This is a genomic window from Burkholderia sp. NLJ2 (assembly GCF_049487195.1).
Lineage (GTDB): Bacteria > Pseudomonadota > Gammaproteobacteria > Burkholderiales > Burkholderiaceae > Burkholderia > Burkholderia pyrrocinia.
Genome location: NZ_CP137809.1, coordinates 1224554 through 1248418, shown reverse-complemented (window position 1 = coordinate 1248418; position 23865 = coordinate 1224554). Strand labels below are relative to the sequence as shown.

14 protein-coding genes are annotated in these 23865 nt (G+C 63.4%); 6 read left to right on the top strand and 8 right to left on the bottom strand.

The genetic code is table 11. The features are described from left to right. Genes R9B84_RS22215 through R9B84_RS22190 form a run of 6 tightly spaced genes read left to right on the top strand, consistent with a single transcriptional unit; the run spans position 1 to position 5469 of the window. Positions 1-1074 (top strand): TauD/TfdA family dioxygenase, encoded by a 1074-nt coding sequence (locus R9B84_RS22215; RefSeq protein WP_423760478.1) that lies wholly within the window; start codon positions 1-3, stop codon positions 1072-1074. A gap of 12 nt (positions 1075-1086) precedes the next feature. Continuing rightward, the gene (locus R9B84_RS22210; RefSeq protein WP_423760477.1) at positions 1087-2100 is read left to right on the top strand and encodes an ATP-binding cassette domain-containing protein; all 1014 of its coding nucleotides are present in this window, start codon (positions 1087-1089) and stop codon (positions 2098-2100) included. Next, positions 2093-3172, top strand: coding sequence for an ABC transporter permease (locus tag R9B84_RS22205; RefSeq protein ID WP_423760476.1), 1080 nt, complete (start codon positions 2093-2095; stop codon positions 3170-3172). The genes R9B84_RS22210 and R9B84_RS22205 overlap by 8 nt, the downstream gene beginning before the upstream one ends. A gap of 37 nt (positions 3173-3209) precedes the next feature. Then, a complete protein-coding gene (locus tag R9B84_RS22200) occupies positions 3210-3752 on the top strand; it encodes a permease (RefSeq protein ID WP_423760475.1) in 543 nt (180 codons plus the stop codon). A gap of 2 nt (positions 3753-3754) precedes the next feature. Next, entirely contained in the window at positions 3755-5164 is a 1410-nt protein-coding gene (locus R9B84_RS22195; protein WP_423760474.1) for an FAD-binding oxidoreductase, read from the top strand. Between the two features lie 32 nt (positions 5165-5196). Continuing rightward, positions 5197-5469: a hypothetical protein gene (locus R9B84_RS22190; protein WP_423760473.1), complete on the top strand. Its 273-nt coding sequence runs from the start codon at positions 5197-5199 to the stop codon at positions 5467-5469. A gap of 285 nt (positions 5470-5754) precedes the next feature. On the opposite strand, the gene R9B84_RS22185 is transcribed toward R9B84_RS22190, so the two are convergent. From R9B84_RS22185 to R9B84_RS22150, 8 genes are all read right to left on the bottom strand, one after another. Then, positions 5755-6609, bottom strand: coding sequence for a peptidyl-prolyl cis-trans isomerase (locus tag R9B84_RS22185; RefSeq protein ID WP_423760472.1), 855 nt, complete (start codon positions 6607-6609; stop codon positions 5755-5757). 91 nt (positions 6610-6700) lie between these two features. Next, positions 6701-8500: a ShlB/FhaC/HecB family hemolysin secretion/activation protein gene (locus R9B84_RS22180; protein WP_423760471.1), complete on the bottom strand. Its 1800-nt coding sequence runs from the start codon at positions 8498-8500 to the stop codon at positions 6701-6703. Positions 8501-8641: 141 nt separating this feature from the next. Further along, positions 8642-10738, bottom strand: coding sequence for a filamentous hemagglutinin N-terminal domain-containing protein (locus tag R9B84_RS22175; RefSeq protein WP_423760470.1), 2097 nt, complete (start codon positions 10736-10738; stop codon positions 8642-8644). A gap of 17 nt (positions 10739-10755) precedes the next feature. Then, positions 10756-11610 (bottom strand): hypothetical protein, encoded by an 855-nt coding sequence (locus R9B84_RS22170; protein ID WP_423760469.1) that lies wholly within the window; start codon positions 11608-11610, stop codon positions 10756-10758. Between the two features lie 410 nt (positions 11611-12020). Further along, positions 12021-12359: a DUF2489 domain-containing protein gene (locus R9B84_RS22165; RefSeq protein WP_423760468.1), complete on the bottom strand. Its 339-nt coding sequence runs from the start codon at positions 12357-12359 to the stop codon at positions 12021-12023. A gap of 242 nt (positions 12360-12601) precedes the next feature. Then, on the bottom strand, positions 12602-12958 hold the full coding sequence (locus R9B84_RS22160; RefSeq protein ID WP_423760467.1) for a hypothetical protein: 357 nt from the start codon (positions 12956-12958) through the stop codon (positions 12602-12604). A gap of 10 nt (positions 12959-12968) precedes the next feature. Next, entirely contained in the window at positions 12969-21845 is an 8877-nt protein-coding gene (locus R9B84_RS22155) for a filamentous hemagglutinin N-terminal domain-containing protein (RefSeq protein ID WP_423760466.1), read from the bottom strand. 663 nt (positions 21846-22508) lie between these two features. Further along, positions 22509-23861 carry a TRAP transporter large permease gene (locus R9B84_RS22150; RefSeq protein ID WP_423760465.1) on the bottom strand — a complete coding sequence of 451 codons (1353 nt, stop codon included), beginning with the start codon at positions 23859-23861 and terminating at the stop codon, positions 22509-22511. Between the last annotated feature and the right edge of the window lie 4 nt (positions 23862-23865).

Here is a 23865-nt window from a genome sequence, read left to right as displayed (position 1 = left end):
ATGACCGATCTCGCCTTCCTGGCCGCGCACGCCGCCATGCGGCTCGGCGCCGACGACGTCCATTGCGCGGCGGTCGCACCCGGCGCGACGCTGCCGCTGTGCGTGACGCCGCGCAACGCCGAACTCGCGAACTCGCCGGACCTGTTCGTCGCGTGGTACCGCTCGCGGCTCGACACGATCGACACGCTGCTCGACGCATGCGGCGCGCTGCTGTGGCGCGGTTTCGCGGTGCCCGACACCGCCGCGTTCGGCCGGCTCGGTGCCCTCTATCCGGCGCACGCGAACGGCTATACGGCGGGCGCCGCGCCGCGCCGGCAGATCGACGGCCAGGTCTACGAATCGACCCGCATGCCGCCGCCGTTCAAGATCGGGCTGCACCAGGAGATGGCCTACATGCCTGCGTTCCCGCGCCTCGTCGCGTTCTATTGCCGGCAGCCGGCCGACGCGGGCGGCGAAACGCCGATCTGCGACATGCGGCGTGTGACGGCGCGCGTGCCGGCCGCGCTGCGCGAACGGTTCGCCGCACGCGGCGTGATGTACCTGCGCAATTTCGCGGCGCCCGGCGATCGCGCGGATGGGCTCGCCGCCAACCCGGGCCTGCCGTTCGCCGAATACCACCGGCCGTGGCACGACGCGTTCGGCACGAGCGACCGCGACGAGGTCGAGCGGCTGTGCGCGGAGCGCGGCGTCGGCTGCCGCTGGCTCGACGACGGCAGCGTGACCGTGTCGCACGTCGGCAGTGCGCTGCGCGCGCATCCGCGCACCGGCGAAACCGTCTGGTTCAACCAGGCGAGCGCGCAGCACCCGAACCCGCGCTCGATGGGCGAGCTCAGCTACCGCTACCTGCAGCGCATGTATGGCGCGCGCGCCGCGTTCCCGTACGAGATCCGCTATGGCGACGGCTCGCCGATGCCGTTCGACGATCTCGTCGCGATCTACGACGCATTCGACGAAGAGGAACTCGCGTTCCCGTGGCAAACCGGCGACGTGCTCGTCGTCGACAACATGCTGGTCGCGCACGGCCGCAACCCGTACCGGGGCGCGCGCGACACGCAGGTCATGCTGTTCGACTGACAGGATGCAACGATGAGCGTCTCCTTCCTCGCCTCCGTGCGCGCGATGTTCGGCCCGCACACCGCGTTCGACCGGCCGCAGCGCTCGGGCACGCCGCCGCTGCCCGACGCGCATGCGCCGGGCGCGGCGCTCGGCGCCCGCGCGATCGACGTCGCGGCCGGCGATTTCCGCTTTTCCGCGCGACACGTGCGGTTCCGGCTCGGCGCCATCACCGCGATCGTCGGGCCGAACGGCTCCGGCAAGACCACGCTGCTCGAAACGCTGCTCGGCTTCCGGCGCGGCGGCAGCGACGTGCGCGTGCTCGACGTGCCGGCCGAGCGCTTCATGCGCGACACGCGGTCGCTGCGGCGGATCGGCGCGCAATTGCAGAAGGTCGAGTATCCCGACCACCTTCGCGTGTCGGAGATCGTCGCGCTGCACCGCGCGATGTACGTGCACGCGGATGCCGCGATCACCGGCGCGCTCGGCATCGCCGAACTGCTCGACAAGCCTTGCCGCGCGCTGTCGAAGGGGCAGCGCCAGCGCGTGGACCTGTACGTCGCGCTCGCGCACCGGCCCGAACTGGCCGTGCTCGACGAACCGTTCACCGGCCTCGACCGTCGTTATGCAGGCATCCTGATCGACCTGCTGCGCCACCGCGCGCACGGCACGAGCGTCGCGATGATCTGCCACGCCGAAGAGGAACTGGCCGTCGTCGACGATCTCGTGTGGGTGCGCGACGGCGGCGTGCGCTACCAGGGCGACAAGGCGACGCTGCAGGCGGAACTCGTCGGCGACGCGCGCGCGGTCCTGCATTGCCGCGACGAAGCCGATGCGCGCGCGCTGCGCAAGCGGCTCGCGGCGCTGCCCGGCGTGACCGGCGTGCGCGTATCGGCGTCGCACGTCGTCGAAGCGTTCGGCGATGCGACGCTGCATCCGAACGTGCACCGGATCGTCGGCGAACGGGGCATCCAGCATCTCGCGCTCGCGCCCAGCACGCCGGGCGACCTGCTGCGCCTCTGCACCGAGGGCCCTGCCCATGACTAAGGTCTTCCTGATCCTCGTGCGCAACGAGCTGCTCGGTTACCTGCGCAGCCGCTCGTCGCTGTTCTGGACGCTCGTGTTCCCGGTGTTCCTGCTGAGCGTGATGCTGTTCGCGTTCGGCGGCTCGGGCTCGCTCGGCACGGTCGACGTCGCGTTCGACGTGCCCGGCGGCCCGACGCCGTACAGCCGCGCGTGCGAAGCGCAGATCGTCGCAAGCCTGTCGCACAGCGACACGGTGAAGGCTACTTTCGGCGGCAGCGGCGCGGCGGCCGATCGCGTGACCGTCGTGCTCGGCGCCGACGAACGCACGCCGGCGACGATCCGCTACGACTTCAACGGCTCGCTCGCGGTCAAGGCCGCCTCGCGGGTCGTCGAGATCGCGCTCGCGCGCTGCGCCGCGCAGCGGCTCGGGCTGCCCGCCGCGCAGGCGCGCTTCGAGAACGCGGCGCCGGCGCGCCGCCCGTTCGACTATGGCGCGTTCTTCGCGACCGGCATCCTGGTGATGGCGTTCATGGCGATCGGCCTCAACTCGACGACGACCGCGATCGCCTCGCTGCGCGAACGTAATACGTTCAAGCTGTACGTGTGCTTCCCGGTTTCGCGCGGCGTATTCCTCGCCGCGCTGATCGTCGCGCGGATGGCGATGATGGCGCTGTCGGCGCTCGTGCTGCTGACGGTCGCGCGCGTCGCGTTCGGCATCGCGCTGCCGATCGCGACGCCGGACGGCCTGCGTGCGTTGCCGATCGTGCTGCTCGGCGCGGCGATGGTGCTGAGCATCGGCGTGCTGCTCGCGAGCCGCGCCAAATCGCTGGCGGCCGCCGAACTCGCATGCAACGTCACCTACTACCCGCTGCTGTTCTTCAGCGACCTGACGATTCCGATGCACGACGCACCGGCATGGCTGAAGGCCGTGCTCGCGTTCCTGCCGACCAACCAGTTCGCCGTCGCGCTGCGCGGCGCGCTGGTCGACGGCGCGCCGTACGCGCAACTCGCGCCGCAACTGCTCGGCATGGCCGCGAGCACGGCGCTGTTCCTGTTCGCCGCCGCGCGGCTGTTCCGCTGGCATGACGCGTGACGCGTCGCCCGCTGTCCTGACGATGGAGAAACCCCGGATGAAATCGACCAATCCCATAACCGACTACCTTCTGCACGCGAGCAACTTCCTGCCGGCGATCGTGTTCCTGTTCTACGGCCGGCTCGGGCCCGAACAGCCGGACGTGCGCTGGACACACGCGTTCCTGATCGGCGGCGTGCTCGCACTCGTGCACGGCGCATGGCTGATCCGGCGCGCGAACCGCAACAGCATCGCGATCGGCGTCGACCTGTTCCTCGTGATCGGCGCCGTGCTCGCGATCGTGTCGCCGATGGGTAGCCGTCTGTGGGGCGAGGAACTCGGGCCGGCCGCGATGCTCGTCTGCGTGCTGGTGGTCGGTATCGTGCATACCGCGTGGTCGGACGGCGGTTTCGTCGACGGCACGTTCGTCGATCACACGCGGGCGCGTTCGCTGTCGCTCGTCCTGCTCGCCGTCACCGCCATCGCGCTCGCGGTGTCGATCGCGATGCGGCACAGCCCGCTGTGGGGCGGCGTCGTCCCGCTGATCGCGCTGGTCGTCGTGCGCGGCCGCCTGCGCAAGCAACTCGTGCGGGCGAACTGACGATGAACGCGCTGCCCGAACGCGCCACGCAGCGGCACGCGCTCGCCGCGACACTCGGCGACGGCTGGCTCGAAGGCGTGTCGTGCGAGCCGTACGCAACGGATGCGGCGCTGGTTGGCGGCGTCGCGCTCGGCGTTGCGCGACCGGCCTCGACCGCCGACACGAGCGCGCTCGCGCGCATCGCCGCTGCGCACCGGATCGCGCTCGTCGCGCAGGGCGCACGCACCGGGCTCGTCGGCGCCGCCGTGCCCGATCGCAGCGGCGCGCAATGCGTGGTGTCGTTCGACCGGATGCGCGCCATTCGCGCGTTCGATCCGGCGAATCGCAGCATCACCGTCGAGGCCGGCGCGCGCCTGTCCGACATCAATCGCGTGGCGGCCGAAGCCGGCCTCTGCCTGCCGATCGATCTCGGCAGCGATCCGGCGGCCGGCGGCCTCGTCGGCGCCAACGCGGGCGGCAGCCGCCTCATCAAGTACGGCGACGTGCGCCGCAACGTGCTCGGCGTCGAAGTCGTGCTTGCCGACGCGGCGGGCACCGTGATCGACGCGCTCGCGCCGCTGCGCAAGCGCAACGCGGGCTTCGACATCACGCAGTGCTTCATCGGCGCGAACGGCGCCAACGGGCTCGTGACGGCCGTGTCGTTCGCGCTCGCCGCGCTCGAACGGTCGTCGTGCGCCGCGTTCGTCGCGTTCGCGTCGTACGATGCCGCGCTCGCCGGCCTGCTCGCGTTCGAGCGCGCGTTCGGCGAGCTGCTGTCGGCGTTCGAATTCATGTCGGCCGCCGCGATCGGCTGCGTCGCCACCGCGTTTCCGGCGTTGCGCGTTCCGTTCGCGGCAAACGATGCTGCGTGCTACGCGCTCGTCGAGATCGCGACCGGCATGCCGGGGCTCGATGCGCTGCTCGAGGAGCGCGCACTCGCAACGCTCGACGCGCTCGCGAACGAACGCGTGGTGCTCGACGCGGCCTGCGCACCGGCGGAACGTTTCTGGCGAATCCGCGACGCGCTGCCGGTCGCGGTCACGCAAGAAGGCATTCCGCTGTCGTTCGACGTGTCGTTTCCGCGCGGTGCGCTGGCATCGTTCGTCGCCGACGCCGAGCAATGGCTGGCCGCGTCGCATCCGTCACTGCGCTGTCATGCGTTCGGCCATTTCGGCGACGGCGGCTGCCATCTCGTCGTGTCGATCCCGCACGCCAGTGCGCAACGCTACGGGCCGCTGCAGCAGGTTGCACTGCGCGGCGCGCTGTACGACCGCGTCGTGCGCGCGGGCGGGTGCTTCAGCGCGGAACATGGCGTCGGGCCAGTGAACGTCGCGTACTACCGCAAGTACGTGCCGGCCGCACACCGGCAGGTCGCCGCCGCCGTCCAGCACGCGATCGACCCGCTGGGGTTGATCGGGCGTGTCCGCTACTGACGCGCCGTATCGCGGCGCCACGGAGAATTCGCATGATGTTTCGACGCCCGCCCGGCCCGGGCACCGCTTCCGAACCGGACGCCGATCAACCGTTCTCCGGTATCCCGGCCACGCTGCCCGACTCGGGTGTCGTGGTCAACGTGCGCGGCGTTGCGTACGTGATCAAGTTGCCGCCGCGCGACCATGCGCGCCCGGCGCTGTGGCGCGATCTTGCGCAATGGCGCGACGGTGGGGCGGGCGATGGCGCGGAGCCGGATGCGCGACCGGACAACACGGAGCGACCCGACGCATCGGTCGATACATAGGCCACACTGTCCGCGAGCGATGTGGTCATCACGAACGCGATCGCCGCGAAGAAAAACCCAAGGTCGAAATTCGATACGTCGGACTCGACAAGGAAGTACCCCAAACAGAGCACCCTCGCTACGCGATCATCGTCTCAGGCATGCCCTGTCCACTCCGGATAGTCGCCAGCGCGAGGTGGTTTTAGAGCGAAATGGAGCGGACGTGGGCCGCCGGTGGCGGCAATAGCTCTGCCTTGCTGCGCGGTCGGCGGTTGGGGCGCTTCTGCGGCATTCCGGTGGCTACGCTTACTGTTGAATCGTTGCGTTCTTCATCAGTCCGCCGACGAAACTCGCCGTCGCCTTCTCGACCGCCAACGCTTGCAACTGCTGCTGAATCGTCGCCTTCGCCACGTCAAACGATGGCACCTGCGTCGGCCGCTTCGCATCGACTTTAACCACCGCGCGTGGGCCATTGACGTCATTGCCGATGGCAATCGACTGCGGTGTCACACCGCCTGCGGGCAGCTGAGTGATCGCCTGCGCAACCGCGAGCGGCAGTCCTTGCGTATTCCCGTCCGTCACGGGCGTCTTGAAGCTCACCCACGGCAGTTCACCGCCAGCTGCTGCCGTCGGCGCCTGGCTATACTGTCGCGCCAGTGCGTCGAACGACTGTCCCGCCTTCAGGCCAGCCAGCACCGTCGCGGCGGTCGCTGCATCTTTTGTCACGATGATGCGCGGCTTGACCTCTTCCTTTCCGAGCGATGCAACGATCTCGTCGTAGCGCGCCTTCACTTGTGCATCCGTGACCGGCTCCGGTTTCACGTTATCGCGCACGAAAAGTTGTGTCTCGGCGTTCGATCTCGCAAACTGCATTGCCGTCTGCACTTCCGGCTTGCTGCCATAGTTTGCCTTTTCAGCTGCTTGCTGAATCAGCACCCGTGCGATCAGTTGGTTCTTGATCGCTTGGCGAACCTGCGGTGTATCGGGCTGGCGGGACGCCTGCAACAGCGCGTCGACTTCCGCCTTTGTGATGGACACGCCGTTTACCGTTGCGACGGCACCCGTCTGCAATGCCGAGGATTGTGCTTGCGCCTGCACAGGCAGCGCCAATTGCCAGGCAATCACCGTCGCGATGAGAACTCGGTTGAACGTCGTTTGCATGCTTGATGCTCCTGCTTGTATAAAAAAGCACAGCAACCTCAGTCGCTGCGCACAGTGTCCGACAGCGGGTGCGGATTCAACCAAATGCTGCTTAGTAAAACCAGTTCAACGTGCCGAGTACCAAGGTCGCCTTGTTGCCCAGCGCGGCCGGCTGTGTCAGTGCACGACCGACCAGCATCTCGCCAGAAAGCGATTGCTTGCGCCACTGCCATTGCGCCCGCAGGCCGGCCCCGATGCCTGCGAGCGTCGGAAAGCCCGAGGCGCCGATCAGGCTTGTCTTTCCGGCATCGAGAAATACATACGGCTCGATGCGGCCCTCCTTCCACATCGGCACGTTCACCCACGCGAACTCGTTGCGCGAATAGACTCCGCGATCGCCGGCAATCTCGCCCGACCGAAAGCCCCGGATCGTGTCCATGCCGCCAAGGTAGAGTTGCTCCGAGCCGAACAGCGCCGTATTCGTGTACTGGCCGCCCAACGCGCCCCGGTACACCAACACCGCCCCATTCAGCTTCGGCAGCGGCAACGTCACCGTTGCTGTCGCATCTAGCTTGGTGAACTGGCTATGCGCTGCGTCGCGCGCGATGCCGTGCTCATCGTGATTCGCGCCGAACCATGGCAAGCCTTGAGACACCCCGCCATTGACGGTGAAATTCCCCTGCGCGTCGTTCATCACGAACTTGTGCAGCCAGTTTCCACCAACCCTGAGCACGGCGACGCGCTGCGGATCGAGGTCCGCCCCGTTGATGGTCCGGTCGGTACGACGCCACGAGAGTGTCGTATCGATACTCGTGATGTCACTCGCACTCCTGCCGACCAGATAGTTCCAGCCGAAAATATGCGAGAGCGTGCGGCCGTAGAGCAGCGCCGTCGAGCCGATCAGTTGCTGATACTCGGAGTCCGCGATCGTGTAGCTGAATGTGTTCCGCCCGAACGGCACGGCGAACGATCCTACCAGCGCGTTGCTGTCCTGACTGTCAAGGAAATTGAGGCTCAAGGATTCCTGCAGTCCGAGCAGGTTGTTCGCTTCGACACCGGCCCGATAGCGCGTCACCCCGGTTGCCGAACTACCGTAGTTGTCGAGACCGAGATTGAAATACAGCCGGTCACCGGGCTTGTTGTCGATTTCAACGATCGAGTCGCCAGCATTCTGGCCCGGCAGGATCTGCACCGCCGCCTGATTGCGGCGCAAGCGGTTGATCTGCGCGACACCTTGATCGATGTCCGACAGGCGCAGTGGATCGCCAGGCGACACGGGGAATGCATTTGCATAGCCGACGTCAGTGAGCCAGCCACCACCCGCCGACGCTTCGCCGGGTTTGAGGCGATGAATCGGCTGCCCGTTGACGACAAAATCCGCGATGTGGCCAACCTGAATCGTGACCCTGAGCGTACCGGACGACAAATTCTGCGTGCCGAGCAGTGCGCGAGTCGTCACGTAGCCAGCCGACACGAAGGTATCCGTCAGACGCTTCAGCAGCACATTGATGCGGTGCGTGCCGAGCTCGTGATTCGCAAACTCGGTGACGATGGTATCGAGCTTCGCCCGCGACACGCCGCTGGGCGACTCGAAGGTTTTGCCGTCGGGCGATTGCAGCAAGATCTGCTCGACCCGAAATGTCGGGCCGTTTTCGACGATCGCGTCGACCGGCGTACCGGGCGGGATGTCGAGCGTCGTATCGGACAGCGACGGGATCGTCACCGAAGCCGGCGGCTGCTCGAGCTGGCGCTGACGCGCCTGTTCGCGCTGTTGTTCGATGATCAGTTGCGCCGGATCCTGCACCGGTCGAACAGCGGGAGGTACCGTTTGCGCATGCGCCGGCACATACCACGCAGCGAGGCTCGCGATCAGCAGCGGCAGCTTGTATCGGGGGAAGACGGGTACTTTCATCGTTGTTGTGTGTGCAGAAACCCGTGAGCCGACGTGCCCGTGCCAGCGGTGCCGCTCATCGACGCTGCAAAGACGACCGTGATGGTGAGGAAAGCGACGACAGCCACCCCGAGGCGATTTTTCGTTCGATAGTTCATTCGGTTAGCGCCACCACCACGTTGTCAGGCCCAAATGCTGATCGATCGAAACCGGTGTTCTCGACGGTGCACGCACGGTCGTGATGCCGCCTGCGGCCGTCACGCCTTTTCCACCACTGAACGAGCCGCCGTCGATCACGCCGTCGCCGGTCAGGGTTACCTGTCCGTTCGCAGCGAAGCCGCCGCCAATGTCCATCGCGATCAACTGCGCCCACGTGCTACCGAAGAACGCCTTGAAGCCGCGATCCTGATTGATCGCCGAGTATCCGGTCACGCCCTGCGCATAGGTGATCGGCGCGTCAACCTTGAGGTCACCCGTCGCAAAGACATTGCCGCCGACGTTGCGCGCGACGGTGCCGCTCTTGATCGAGATGTTGCCACCCGCGTTGGATTGCGAATCGACACTCGCCTGGATCGTGCCGCCGTAAGGCGTGACGTTGCTCGATGCGTTGGCGTGACAGAAGATCCAGCAACCGCGCGAATAGCTCGCCTGCCCCGAGAACACCGCCGCATTCGTGAATGCGTTCTGTGCCGCAATCGAGATATCGCCGCCGGTTGCCTGAATGATGCCGCCGGAATTCGTCATGTTGCGCCCGGTGATCGTCAATGGCCCACTGGTCGTAGCGATGTAGGCAAGCTGGTCGGGGCGATTGACGGTACCGTAGTCGACGTTCACGCCGATCGTCGAGTGCGTGAAAAACAGAAAGCTACCGCCGCGATCCGAGTACGCAGTCGGCTGGCCATCGTTCGTGCCGCCCGAATGGTCGATGGTGTTCAGCACGTCGCCGGATGCCGTCAGGCTCATGCCGCCGTTCGATGCGATGCGCGCGTTATCGTTGATGATGTTCCCGCCCGCGGTCAGCGATGTCTTGCCATTGGCCGAGAAAATGATGCCCTGATTGCTGGCGCTCGATCCGTTGAGGATGTCGCCCGCCGCGTTCAGGATCAGGTCGCCGCCGGACGGCGTGCCGTTCGCTGTCGTGCCCGCCTGAATCACGCTGCCGACGTTTGTAATGGCGCCGCTGCTCGTCAAGTTGACGGCGTTGTGTGCACTCAGCGTCGACGGACCGGATGCGTCGTCCGAAAGCGAAATCGAGCCGGCATGTACAGTCGCGTTGTTCCCGGCGTTCAGTCGAGCGCCCTGCAACGATACCGCGCCAGTCGTCGTGATCGAGGCGTCGTGTGCTCCGAAGAACTGATTGTCGGCGATCGTAATGTCGCCGGTCGATGTCACCACAGCATCACCCGCGTTCGCGTAGAGCTTGCCGAGGCTGCGCACGCCGGCGCCCTGGTCCGTGATGATCAGTTCCACGCGCCCGGCTGTCAGGCCGCCGGCTGCCGTAATGTCGACCGCGAGGGCGTTGCTTGTCGCTCCGGGTGAAGAGGTACCGATCAGCCAGTCGTGACCGTTATCTTGTGGCGACATCCCGCCGTTCCAGCTCGTGGTGGTGGTGCCGACAGTACCGCGAATAAAACTCGGCACGCCGGTCTTGTTGTCGTAGGTATTCGTCACCGGCCCATTCACGGCGAGTTGTTTCGCGACCAGATCGAGCCCGATAAGATCGCCCGTCAGGCCACCTGCGCCGATCGTGATCGTGCCGCGATCAGTGTTCAGGACGACGTTGCGCTGCAACGTACCGGGTGCGAGCGTCACATCGGAGAAGCTCACCTGGCCCGTCGACAGCACGACGTGGCCAGTATTCGTGAAGCTTCCGCCGTCTACCGTGACGCCATTCGGATTCGCCAGGATGACGTTCGCACGCGGGCCGAGGACGTTGACGTTGCCCTGGATCAGCGACGGGTTCGTGCTTGTGACCTGATTGACGATCGTGCGCGCGTTGATGCCGACGTTGTTGAGGTCTGCGCCGGCTTTCGAGACGTTGAAGGATGAGTAGGTGTTGTTCGAGACGCCACCGACTGACGGAGCAATATTGACAGTTAGACGGCCGCCCACGCCCGCCGAAACAGACGTTGCCGTACTACCGTCAGGAACTATAGTCTCGGCAAGTACGACATCCGGCCATACCGGACATGAAATTATTAGCAGTATTGAAAGATGCTTGATGCGCACGAATCGCTCAATTTCGTTAGCTTTCTTCATGTCATTTCAGTGTTTTCTTACTTCTGGCTGGCATTCGCAGATTGGGTTATTCCTCTGCTTGTCAGCAACGCAGTGCGAAACTGCGGCACGAAGCTCATGAGCGCCTCATCAACGCCCCTGATTGCGTGAGGCAAATCCTTCACTAGATCGTCATAGAAGGGGTAAACATAAGGGTCGACCTTTTTATCATCTTGATTAAAACTAGAGCCAAAGTTTCTATTAACAACCCCACCAGAGTTTGAGCCTAAATTGCCAGGAGGCGGCAAGAAAATATTCTGAGAAAAAATAGGATCAAGCGTTTTCGCCGAAAAAATTCTGATTCGGCTACTAACCGATCTGACATATGGCCAACCCAATCCATTTGCACCGTAGCCTGTATTGACCGGTGCGATCAAAATTGCGTCCGCACTGGCATAGGCCGCGCCTTTCAGTGTCGGATTTGGCCAATCCCCGGTAACTTTTGGCATGCCATCCTGGCTAAGGTCGATTTCCTTCACGTCATAGCCTTGCACCCTTAGTTCGGCCTCCAGGGCCTCGATGTACTTGCGGTTCAGTCCCGTATCACCAAGTTCACTCTTGACAAGATCGTCGAAATCTTTGTTGGTGCGAGTCGACGCCGCCGCTGTCCCGCCGGCGATTGCCCCTCCGACAGCTGCAGCCAACAGACCCGCTCCAGGAATCGGAACGAATATTGGCCCCCCGACCGTGATGGCAAAGTACTTGGTCGGTTTCGGCACATCGATTGCAATCGTCTTGATCGATGTCATTTTTCGCGTATCGAATTCGACTTGGGGTTTAGAAGCACACGCGCCAAGCATTAAAACCGACATAATGATCGCGCTAGAGTAGCGAACCGAAATCCTCTTCTTCATAGAAATATTCTCCATCCCCTACTCAACCTGAAAATTTAAAATTCTTATGATGCAAGGTTATGAATGATTCCTCCCATCGGGAATCACTCTACAGAAGTCTATAAATCGTGAACAGCCAGAATCGTCGTCTGATCCAATTGTGATACTTCGCCTAGTCGTCCCTGCGGTCGCAATCAATTTGGCCTTCACCGCCGACACGGCCCCACCAATCGCACCGTATCCAGCATCCGACGCGACCCACGTTCGCAACAGCCTGCAACTCTAGACGCGGCGCGGCTTCGCCAGCGGCCGCCTAGATGCAGTCCTTCGATCCAGTTTTTGCCCCAGACGCGGGTTTTCAGCCCACACCTCGAAGGCACTCAAAGAGCTCTCCGAGGCGCATTCGTGTGCGAACGCGCTTTTCCTGTCAGTTACGCATGTTGACCAGTACCGAATCGCACAATCAGGTTCTTGCACGCCAGCGAAGCAAACGGTTTTGCCCATTCCTCAGTTCGCCGGAACTCCGGCTCTAAGGCAGCAAGAGCAGACGGAGACCATAACGACCTCTGCGCTTTAAGGGGCAAGTGATCGGTCTCCGACTGAATAGCAACAAAGGCATCGAAGTCAGGATCTCTGTCAGCGATCCCACTCAACCGGCTTTTGATAGCGAGCACCTGTACCGCCCCCTCAAAAAATGACTGATTCCCGTCTAGCATCGCTTGAGCCAGCGACGCTAATAGGTTGCGATCTAGCATTTCTCGTTCGTTCATAGCGCAATTTCCCTCATTTCAGCGGGATCGACTTCGGCTCTACAACCAGCCCAGTCACTGCATTGCGGTAGGCGTGGATTTCAAACTTTGAACCGTCCGCGGCGGACTTGCCTTGTTTTCCAACGCCAGAAAGGTGTCCGCCGCCCGTCCCCGTAAAGCACATGGTTCTCTGCTTTCGGGTCCAAATGTGAGTTGTTACCTGTGTTTGTGGCAACAAATCGCGAAGCGCCGGGGCTCCATCATCAACTCACCGCGATCGGGCAGATTCCACGCCGCGTAGTGATCACGTACGACTCCAGCCCATTCGGCTCCGGCATGATTCTCACAAACCTACCGTCGTCAAAATTGAGCGTAAGCACCATATTGGGACCCATTTTCGCGCTGGCAATTTGATGATTCAAAAAACCAAACAAGATGAGACTCGAATTCACTTCTTCGCCGTGCCCCATTCGAATGACACCGCCTTCGTGACACTCAAACACACACTGCAGAAGGATTTGTGCGTCGCTTGCAAACAGCAGGACGAGCGAACCAATACCGACTGTAAGTCCAGTAAAAATCGTGTGAGAAAATTCGGCTAGATCCTGATCGTCAATCATCGTTTCCCTCTCATCTAGATGGAGGCATGCCGTTCGGAGGCAACGGAATATGCGTTTGACCACGAGTGCCTGTCCCGCCGGTCGCCGGATTTATTGGCTGCCCGTTCTGTATTGATAACCAATAGCCGTTTCCAAGCCCCGGCACCGGTGTTGAGCCCGGTGGCATCACGCGGATATACGTGCTTCCCGGGGTGCTAGGATCTGTCCCGGGTGGGTAGTAGATGGTACTCCCCGGTGTCCTTCCTGGTCGAGAAACCCAATCAGACGGGATGACCGGACTCTGCTCGGGATTGGTGAACGGTTGCAAGTTCTGCGGCACCTTTGGCCTGGCCGACGCTGTCGCGCCGGCACCGGTAGTGTTTGTGCCTCCACCAGCGGCCCCTGCAACTGTCGAGGACGATCCTACCGTCACGGGTTCGGCGTCCGTTCCACCACCACCGCCCTGCTGCGCCTGATCGACCGGCGCACCCTGCGGCGTCGGCTTCACTACAAACTTCTCGCCCTCGTTCTGCTGCCCCGGCTTTGCCCAGTGGTCGCCCGCACTACTATTATTCAGCGCTTCATTCTGCGCCGCCGTCCCACCGGCCATCGCATTCTGGCCCGCGAGGCCGGCAAGGCCACCACCTGCAAACGTCGCAACTGCTGCGAGGACGGCCAACTGCCCTTGATCGAGCGGTGCATGTGTCGGATCGATTGCGCCCAGCACCCACGGCGACAGCACCGCACTGGCGGCCCCGCCAATCGCCCCTCCACCACACCCTTGCCCGGTAGCCGCCCCAGATGCACATCCCAACGCTGCATGAAGGGCGATATATGCTGCCTCGCCCGCCACCGGCCCCAGATCCTGAATCAGCCCGTTCTTTGCATTGCCGATACCAAACGCCGCCGCCGCTGCCGCGTTCGACACGGCACTATTGCGCAGATTCGTCAGGAAGCTTCCGCCCTGAATCCCGGTCTGGATGGTTGCTTGAAGCACAGACTCAGCAGCAAGTGCCGTGAACGCGGTCGGCAGGGAGCCGCTTGCTGCGCCAGCCTGCGGCACAAGCGTATTACCCACAGACTGCACGCCCGCCAGCGCTGCCAGGCTGTTTTGCGAGTAGGCCCACGACCAGCCCGCAGCACCGTCACTGAACGTAATACCATTCGTCAGCCCGGCCGTCAGCGCAGCGACGCCACCGGTCTCGAACATCTTGCCTACGCTAAATGAGCCACCACTGTTCAACTGGCTCATCGTGCTGTTCATCATGCCGGCAAAGCCTGCCGACAGCGCCGCGTTGGCCGTTCCTGCGCCCAAGGATCCCGCTGTCGTTCCCGCCGCAGCGAATGTTGTCCCCGAGCCTGCCGACGCCCCTGCCGCCGCGCCAATGGCCCCCGAAGCCGCCATCCCGCCCATAATCGAGAGCCCGACGATCACGCCCGTCATGAACACCTGGTCGTACCACGCGTCGCCATCAACAACTTGGGTATCGAGATGGTCGGTGACGCTCTGCTGCGTGAAGTTGCCGCCAAGTTGGCTCTTCAGATTCGCCAGCATCGCTTGCGTGCCGGCGGTGTCGACTGCGCCGGCTGCGCCGATCTTCTGAAGCGCTCCGCCGATCTGGTTCAGGCTCTGCACCTGCAGATCGTAGTTGGCCGCCGACATAAAGCCGCCTTGCTGCGCCACGGTGCCCGTGGTCTGCAGCATCACGCCGTCCGGACCTTTCTGGTAGATCGTTCCTACGTTGGTCGAGCGCTGTTCGTCCGTCAGGGAATTCGTGTTGACCGTCAGGTTCTGCGCCGTAACAGTGCCCGTATTCAGGATGCTGTTGGCGTAGTTGAGCGTGACGTTGGTACCCGTGATTTCGCCGTCCGCGTTGACGACCGCGTAGTTCTTCGGCAGCAATACCTCAGGCATCAGCGCCTGCACCGTCGGGCAGGTTGCCCCACCAGTCGTGCTGCATCCCGGCTCCGGCACCGCCTGCTCGACATACCAAAGCATCGGCGCGTTGATCTGCGCGAGCTGCGCGTCGCTCAGTTGCGTTCCCAGCGCGACATTGTTCTGCTTCGCATATTCCAGCGCCGCACCGTACAACGCAGCCTTATCCTGGTTGTTGATCGACACCTGGCTCGTGCTGTCGGTCGCACTCGTGGTGCTGTAGAAGCTGCTCTTTCCGGTCGCCTGCAACGCCGCCCGCTCGATCAGTTGGTTCTCGGTGTACGGGTCGTAGTAGAACGGCACACTGCCCGGTTGCAGGTTCGCCGGCAGATTCGCGATCAGGGCGGCCGACGAAAGCGAATCGATCACTTGAGCAGCCGGATTACTGGTGAGGTAGCTGACCGTGGTCGTTGCACCCGCAATGGTCTTGACAGTGACGCTGACCGGCGTGCCTGCGATTGGCGTCGACGCCGAACCTGGTGACGCACCCGACGGGCGGGTCGTAACCGTGACCACCGGCGCAACCGGCTGGCCGACCGTCTGTGCACCGATCGGCGTATTGGCCGGCAAACCTGTCGTGCCAGTGACCGACGTCGGGCGGCCGTTCTGGTCCGTTACCAGTCCGGCATTGTTCACCGTAGCCGCGATTGAGCTCGGCAGCGTCGGCGGAGCCAGCGAAATCACCTGCCCCGAGACGACCGGCGGCGGCGTAAATACGTTCGGGTTCGTGATCCCGTTGACGAGCTGCGACCCCGTCAGCGTGATCGTTTGGCCGATCACGTTGCCGGTGTTGTTCAGCGTGGGCGAATGGACACTCAGGTTACCTGCCTCAATCGTGCCCGGCACGAAATCAGGCAATCCGACATTTGACGGCAGGCCGGATGCCGCTTGCGCATCGCCGGCGTTGAATGCCCCGCCGTACAAGTTTTGGCAGGTCGATGCCATGCCCAGACAGCCCCACGTCCGCGTGCCGAACGGATTACCGGTCCAGTATGCGTGCAGGTACTGGTTGTCACTCGACGCACTCTGGGTTGCGCTAATCGTCGCGGTATTCAGCGCCGTGACGAGGCTGCCGGTATTGCTGAAAGTGCCGGCCGTGATCGACAGATTGTTGTTCGCCGTAATCGTGGACGGCTTGGCCGACTGCACTTCGAGATACGCTTCACAGTTCTGCCCGCATCCGGCATACGGCGATCCCGTGCCGTAGTTCTGGTGAACCGTCACAGGCGCGGCAATCGTGTTCGTCACGCTCGCCGCATTGATGTTGACGTTGTTGCCCGCCTCGATTGCACCCGAGGTGTTCGTCACGCTCGACGCCTGCGTCGCGGTCGTCGCCGACGTGCCTGCACCGCCGATGACGACGTTGTTTTTCGCGACCAGGTTCCCGTAGTTATTCGCGACCTGATTCGCCGAGATCACGATGTCGTGACCTGCGGTGACAGTGTTGTTGGTTTGCTGGTAGCTGTACGTCTCCGTGTTCGGATTGGTCGGGCCGGTTGCCGTACACCCCGAATAGCCCGATGCGCAGCCTGCCGTCACACTCTTCGAACCGGTATTCGAGCCCTGGTTCGTGAAGCTGGCTGCATGCACCGTGACGTCGTTACCGGCGGCCAGTGTGCCGGTGTTGGTCAGGTTGCCACCGGACAAATTGAGGTTATTGCCGGCGAGAATCTGGCCAGTCGGCCCCTGCACCGTGACGCTCCGTGAGGTCGTGGTCGGCGTAACCGTCCCTGGCTGCGCAAGCTGGATTTGCGTCCGATTGATACACGACGCGTAGTTCGTCAAGCACGTCGTGACGGGATTCGGCCCGTTGTACGCGCTCCAGATCGAGATGGCCGCCGGCAGTTGCGACAGCATGGCGTTGATCGACGCGACATCAACCGTATCGGTCACGGTCGACGTATACGACGAACCGCCGTTGTTCAGCGACTGGACGCTCACATTGGCGTCGTGGCCCGCGCTGACTACGCCACCCCGATTATTCAGCGTGTTGGCCGTCAGGTTCAGATCGTGACCGGCCGCGATCACCGATTGGGTAGTCGTGACCGCGCCGATGGTCGTGGTCGTTTCCGTGACGGTCGGCAGCGTGATGGTTTTTGTCGCGATTGCCTGCGCGGCGTTCTGCGGCGTCTGGACGAACCAGAGGTTCCCCGACTGCGACGTGCCGAAGTTGTTGTTGGAACCGGTTACCGTCGGCACCTGCACGAGCGTCACCGTCCCGGATGTCGCAACCGGCGGGCTCGTTGTGAAACTCGACTGACCGACCCAAAAGGTGCCTGACGGCATATTCGCCAAGACCGTGCTGGTGCTGGCCAAGCCGTCCGGCGACAACAGATCCGCAAGTGACGCGTTGTAGGTCCATGACGCCGAGATGCAACACTGCTGACCGGCGTGGAACCAGCGATCCGCCGAAATTGACTCAGTTCCAATACCGAGCGCCATCGTCAGCGCTGGGTTCGTAACCGTCGTCGTCGTCGTGGTCGTCGTCGCACTCGACGAAGCCGAGTTGTTGACGTTATTCGCCGTGATCGCCAGATCGTTCGTCGCGGTCAGCGTTCCGCCGGCGTTCGCAAGATCACCACTCAGATTGATCGCTGCATTGCCGCTGCCCGCTGGACTCTTGCTGTTACCGGCGCTCGTCACGCCGTTCGTATTGTCGTAGCTCGTCCCCGTGATCGTCAGCGTATTGTCCGCGTGCACGACACCACGATTCGTACCCGAGCCATTGAGCGTCAGTGCATCGATCGCCGTGACCGTGCCGCCCGACTGATTCGCGAGCGAGCCATTGATCGTCAGGTCGTTACCGTTGATCGTGCCGGTGTTGCCGACGGCGCTGTTCAGGGTCAGCGAACCTGTACCCTGATTGATCGTGCCGGTGTTGTTGAAACCCTGTGCGGTGGACAGCGTGACATTCGTGCTCGGCAGCGTCCATGTCCCCGAGTTGTTGACCGACTGTGCCGCCAGATTGACGCCATTGCGACTATCCACCGTACCGAAGGTCGCCGCGGACGGATCGAGCGTCTGATTCGGCAGATTCAGTGTCGCATTGTTCTGCCCATAAATCGTGCCGCCTGTATTGTTGAACGAACCATTGCCCCCAGTCACCGTCACCGTCGTGTTGCCCGTCGAAGCAGTCGGATTCGCAACATCACCGGCGTACAACGTACCCTTTTGATTGCTCAGATTCGCCGTGGTGACATTCAGCGCATTCGTCGCCAGCAGGCTGCCCGAGTTCGTCACGCTGTTGGTGGCCGTCACGTTCGTGGTCGGCCCGTAAACGGTGCCGCTGTTTACGAGGTCCGTAGCGCTGATCGTCGCAGTCTGCAGCGACGACAGTGCGCCCGAATTCGTAACGGTCGTGCCCAACACATTCAGATTGCCGGCCGCCATCTGCGTGCCGACGTTATTGACCGTCCCGCCCGCCAGCGTCGCATCGCCCTTGAACGCGGCCGTCCCTCCCGTCGTCAGGCTTTGCGTACCGGTGATCTGCGTCGTACCGCCGACCACCGCGTTCGCGGTCGTCACGTACGCGCCCGAGAGCGTCGCGTTGCCGCCCACGGACAGCGCCGGCGCAGTCGCGTCAAATTGCGCGTTGAGTTGCCCTGCGGACGTATCAAGCGCATTGCTCGCGGTGGCCGTCAGGTTCCCGCCGGCCGACATACCCTGCGTTGTGATGTTCGTCGCCGCAAGCGTCGCGTCCTTGGACACGGTCGTCTGGCCGTTGAGCGTCAGGTTTTGCCCCGCACTCAGCGTCGCGTTGCCAGCGGTCGAGACTGCACCGGCCGCTGTCAGATTGCCCGACTTCGCATTGACCGACAGATCGCCGATGCTCTTGACGCTTCCTTGGGTATTGACGTCCGTGCCTGCCGTGATCGTCGTCGCCCCGCCCGATAGCGCGGCTCCGGTGAGCGTCGCGCTGCCGTTCGTCGCCGTCAGCGTGCTGGTGCCGACTGCCGTCGTCGCGCCGACCGACAGGTTGTTGCCAGCCGTCGCCGACAGATTGTTGCCGGTCTGGATCGCACCGCTGATGCCGACGTTGTTCCCGGCCTTCAGCGTCGTGTCGTTCGCGACGCTGATCGCCCCGGTGCCATTGATGTCGCGCCCGGCCGTCACGCTCGCATTGCCCGAGTTCTCGACTTCGAGGCCACCGTTCAGGTTGGCATCTCGTGCGGCCGTGACCGTAGTGTTCTGGCCACTTTGCACGGTCCCGGCAACAGTCGCGTCTTGACCGGCATTGATGGTAACCGTGCCCGGGGTCGATACCGCCCCAGCCACCGCCACACTGCCCGCCGACGAACCGATCTGCGTGTTGCCGCCGCTGTAGACGGTACCGCCCAGACTCACGCCTTGCTGGCCGCTCGCGTTCAGCACGCCCATCGACACTACGTTGCCCGTCGTCGACAGCGTGCCGCCGTTCGCCGCCAGCGTCATGTCGCCAACCGACGATGCCGTACCCTGCACGCTGGTGCTGCCGCCGGACGTAACGCTGAGGCTACCGCCGCTCGTGACGTTGCCACCCAGCGTCGTGTCTTGCCCTGCCTGGATCGTCACCGCGCCCGGCGCCGCGACCGTGCCACCAAAGCTCGCGTTCGTGCCCGCCGTCGCACTGATCGTGCTGCCGCTCTGCACGGCACCGTTCAGCCCGATCGCTTGCCCTGCGGTCAGATTGACAGCACCTTGCGAAGATGTGACGTTCCCCTGGCCCGTCAGCGAGCCTGCCTGGGCGGTAATCGATACCGGCCCGTGCGCCTGCGCCGTTCCGCCGACCGACGCGTTCTGGCCGGCGTTGATCGTCAGCGCGCCGTTCGATTGCGCATTGCCATTCACCGTCGCCGAGCCTGTTTGCGCGGTAATCGTCGTGTCGCCAACCGACGCGACCGAGCCGGTCACGCTGACGTTACGGCCAGCCGTCATCGAGACCGTGCCGCCACCCGTCAAATTGCCCGTCTCGGTCGCATCGCGGCCCGCCGCAATCGTGATCGCGCCCGGCGCCGACACGTTCGCGAGCGTCGCATCCTGCCCGGCCGTCGCGGACACGGTTCCGCCGCTCTGCACCGTACCGCCGTACGCGATGTTCTGGCTCGCGGACAGATTGACATTGCCCTGCGACGTACCGATCGCCCCCGTACCGGTCAAGTTGCCGTTCGTCGCGGCGAGCGTCGCGTCACCCGCCGTAGTCAGTGCGCCGTTGACCAGCACGTTACCGCCCGACGCGGTTGCCGTCGCGGCCTGCGTTTGGCCCCCCAGGGTTGTCGTGCCGCTCGAACTGACGGTCAATGCGCCGGGCGTAACGGCCGTGCCTGACAAGGTCGCATCGCCGTTCGACGCTGTCACGGTCAATGGTCCCTGCGCCGAGACATTGCCACCGACAATCGCGCTTTGCCCCGCCGTTACCGACAACGCCGCATTGCTGGTCGCGCTGCCGGTGATTTGCGCAGTACCGGCAGTCGCCGCAATCGACGTAGCACCCACACCCGACACGGAGCCGTTGACCGTCGCATTGCGCCCGCCGGTCAGCGCGACCGTGCTGCCGCCTTGTACGGCCCCGTTCACCGTCAGATCACGTCCGGCCTGCGCCGAGATCGTGCCCGGCGCCCTCAACCCTCCGACTGTCAGGTCACCGTGGGTCGCCTGCAGCGCAACGTCGTGCGCCGACAGCGTCCCGATAGACATTGACTGCCCTGCGGTCAGGTTCGCGGCACCGTTTGCGGCAACCGACGCAGCGTTCAAATTGCCGCCCGCGTTCATCGACACGTTCTGACCAGCAGAGACCGAGCCGGTTGCATTGATGTCGCCGTTTGCGGTGACCGTATAGTTCTGATTCGCGAGGCCGGTGCCGGTGATGGTCGTCGTGCCCGCGCTCGTCAAATTCACGTTCTGACTGGCAAACGTTTGACCGACCGTAACGTCGCCATTCGAATTCACGACGACGTTCCCCGCCGTCGCGGTCAACGGACCTTGCATGTTGGCGCCAAGGCCTGCCGCGGTCTGGACGATATAAACCTGCCCGGCGGTGACCGATCCAAACTGGTTCGCGTCGATCGCCAGGCCGTTCGGCGTCTGAATGGCCGTGACGTTGTTCGGCAGGCCGTTAGCTGCGGTACCGTATGCGGTGCCGGTATTGCCCGTTGTGGTCGGCGTGACGAGCTGGTTTCCCGTCACGACGTTGATGCGCTGATCCGCACGGATCGGGGCTGCCAACGTCACCGTTTGCCCAATCAGGTCGATATTCCCGACAGTCCCTTCTATCCCCGCCCCCGGACCGTTTACGCCTGCCGGTCCGTTGATCGAAATATTGCCGGAGCGGACGTCATACGCGACCGCACCCGCGTGCGCAAAATCGGTTGGGGTGCCGCCGACGCCGGTAATAAATTGCGGCGTGCCCGTGGTCAGCGTGAGATTCGGGATATTCGTGAGCGACAGACCGTTTGCCGAAATCCCGCCGGGAGCGGCAATCACGATCGGGGCTGCAGCGCCGAACGTCTCGAGCGGGCCATTCAGCACCGCGATATTGTTCGAGGTGACCTGGTTGATAATCAGCGACGCAGGTCGACCATTCAGGTTCGGGTTCGCGCCAAGCGAGCCACCGAGCAACGGAGTCCCTGCTATCGTGCTGTTATTCAGCACGAGGCCTTCGGGTCCGACGTTGAACGACTGATACTGCCCGAGACTCACGCCATTGGAGTTCGGCGCGGGGATATTGATAGCGGGGATGCCCGAGCTGGTCGCGGTAACCGTTGGCTGAAACGGGATCGGCGCACGCGGATCGATGATCGGCGCAGCATGCGCAGTTTGGTCGACGAGAAGCACCGCGGGGCTGAGATACATCACGACCGACATGACCCAAGCGGTCGCCTTGACCCAAAGCGCATGCTCTTCGCTTTTCAGCGAAGCATGGTCGAAGATAATCGTCTGCTTGGCCGCTCCCCGTTGAACGCGGCGGCCCTCTAATTCGCGCATCAGTCGGCGCATGGTTGGTCTCGTTCGATATTTTCGGCAGATGATTGCACAGCCAGAATCGTAAGATGGTCAAACATTGTCATCGCTGATCAGTTTGCCGACGCACCATTTACCAAAAATTGCATTCACTCCGATTTCGCATCAACTAAGCCGCGACTAAATTAACGGGACATTTCTCAATCATTTGACAGATTGGGTTGTACGGAAAATTGTCGGATCTCATCCGACAATCGTCGAAGTCGCTACTTTCATGGTTTCCATGTCGGTGGCGCAAAGGATGTCGTCGGGTTCACCAGGGAACATAACCCGAAGAACAAGGTTAAAAACTGTTTCCGTCGATTGAAATTCGCTTTAGGAATAATGCTCTATTGAGATGCAATCACATTCCTGACAGGCCATGGAACGTAAAAAAGCATTCAATCAACGAACGGAATGGCCGGAATTAACGGTGCGCGCTGCTGCGTTCTGTCGCCCCGCACTTGACTGTCGCGTGATGCCAGTCAGGTAGTCGATACCCATTTCGATTCGGTCGGGCACATGCTCGAACCCGCTACATACAATGTGCGCCGCATCGCGGCGTAGTCAATGCATGAAAGTAACCACACATGCAAAAGCGGCGCCGGACAACCTCGGTCGTCCGGCGCCGCGACGGGCGAACACAGGCGAAGCGCGCGATCAGAACACCGCGTGCCCGCTGATGACGCTCGGCAGCCAGGTCGAGAAGAACGGCAGGTACGTGACGATATTGATCGCACTGAAGATCGCGAGGTAATACGGCCACGCCATCTTCGTGGTCTCGCCGATCGACACGTTGCCGATCGCGCATCCGACGAACTGCACCGACCCGATCGGCGGGTGCACGAGGCCGAGCGAGCAGTTCAGCAGCAACATGATCCCGAACTGCACCGGCCCGACGCCGCACGCCATCGCGATCGGCAGGAACAGCGGCGTCGTGATCAGGATGTGCGCGGCCATGTCGACGAACGTGCCGAGGAACACCTGGATGATGTTGATGTACAGCAGCATCAGCCAGGGCGCCGCGGTCGACTGCTTCAGCAGCCCTTCGATCGCATCCGGAATCTCCAGGTACGACATCTGGAAGCGCAGCATGTTGGACACCGCGATCAGCAGCAGCACGACGCCCGTCGTACGCGCCGCATGCGACAGCGCGCGGCGCAGCTTCGCGACCGTCAGCGTCCGGTAGACGATCGCGGTCAGCACGAGCGAGTACACGACGGCGATCGCGGCCGCTTCCGTCGCGGTCGCAATCCCCTTCGCGACGCACACGAGGATGATCGCGATCACCATCAGGCCCGGCACCGCGCCGACGAAGCTGCGCAGCACCGCATACCAGCCGGGAAACGCGGGCAGCGCGGACGAGCCGTCCGCACGGCGCGGATAACCGTGACGCACGGCCTGCCAGTACGCGGCGGCGAGCACGAAGCCCATCACCCACAACACGGGCAGCAGCCCCGAGAACAGCAGGTCGCCGATCGACACGCCGCTCACCGGCTGGCCGTGCAACATCCCCGTGATCCCCTGCGCGGCGAACGCGTAGATGATCATGTTGGTCGACGTCGGCATCAGCGCGCCGGCGAGCGACGCATGCGTCGTCACGTTGACCGCATACGCGGCGCTGTAGCCTTCGCGCTTCATCAGCGGGATCACCACGCCGCCCATCGCGGACGTATCGGCGGTCGGCGAGCCCGACACGCCGCCGAACAGCGTGCACGCGACGACATTCGCCATCCCGAGGCCGCCGCGGAAATGGCCGACGGTCGCCTGCGCGAAGCGCAGGATCCGGTCCGCGATGCCGCCGTGCAGCATCAGCTCGCCGGAGAAGATGAAGAACGGCACCGCGAGGAACGAGAACGCGTTCATCCCGGAGATCATCGCCTGCATCGCGGTTGCGATCGGCAAGCCTTCGACCATATAGGTCAGCACGCAGGCAATCCCGAGCGCGAACGACACGGGCACGCCGAGCACGAGGAAAATCAGAAAACTGATGGACAGGATCGCGAGTTCCATGGCG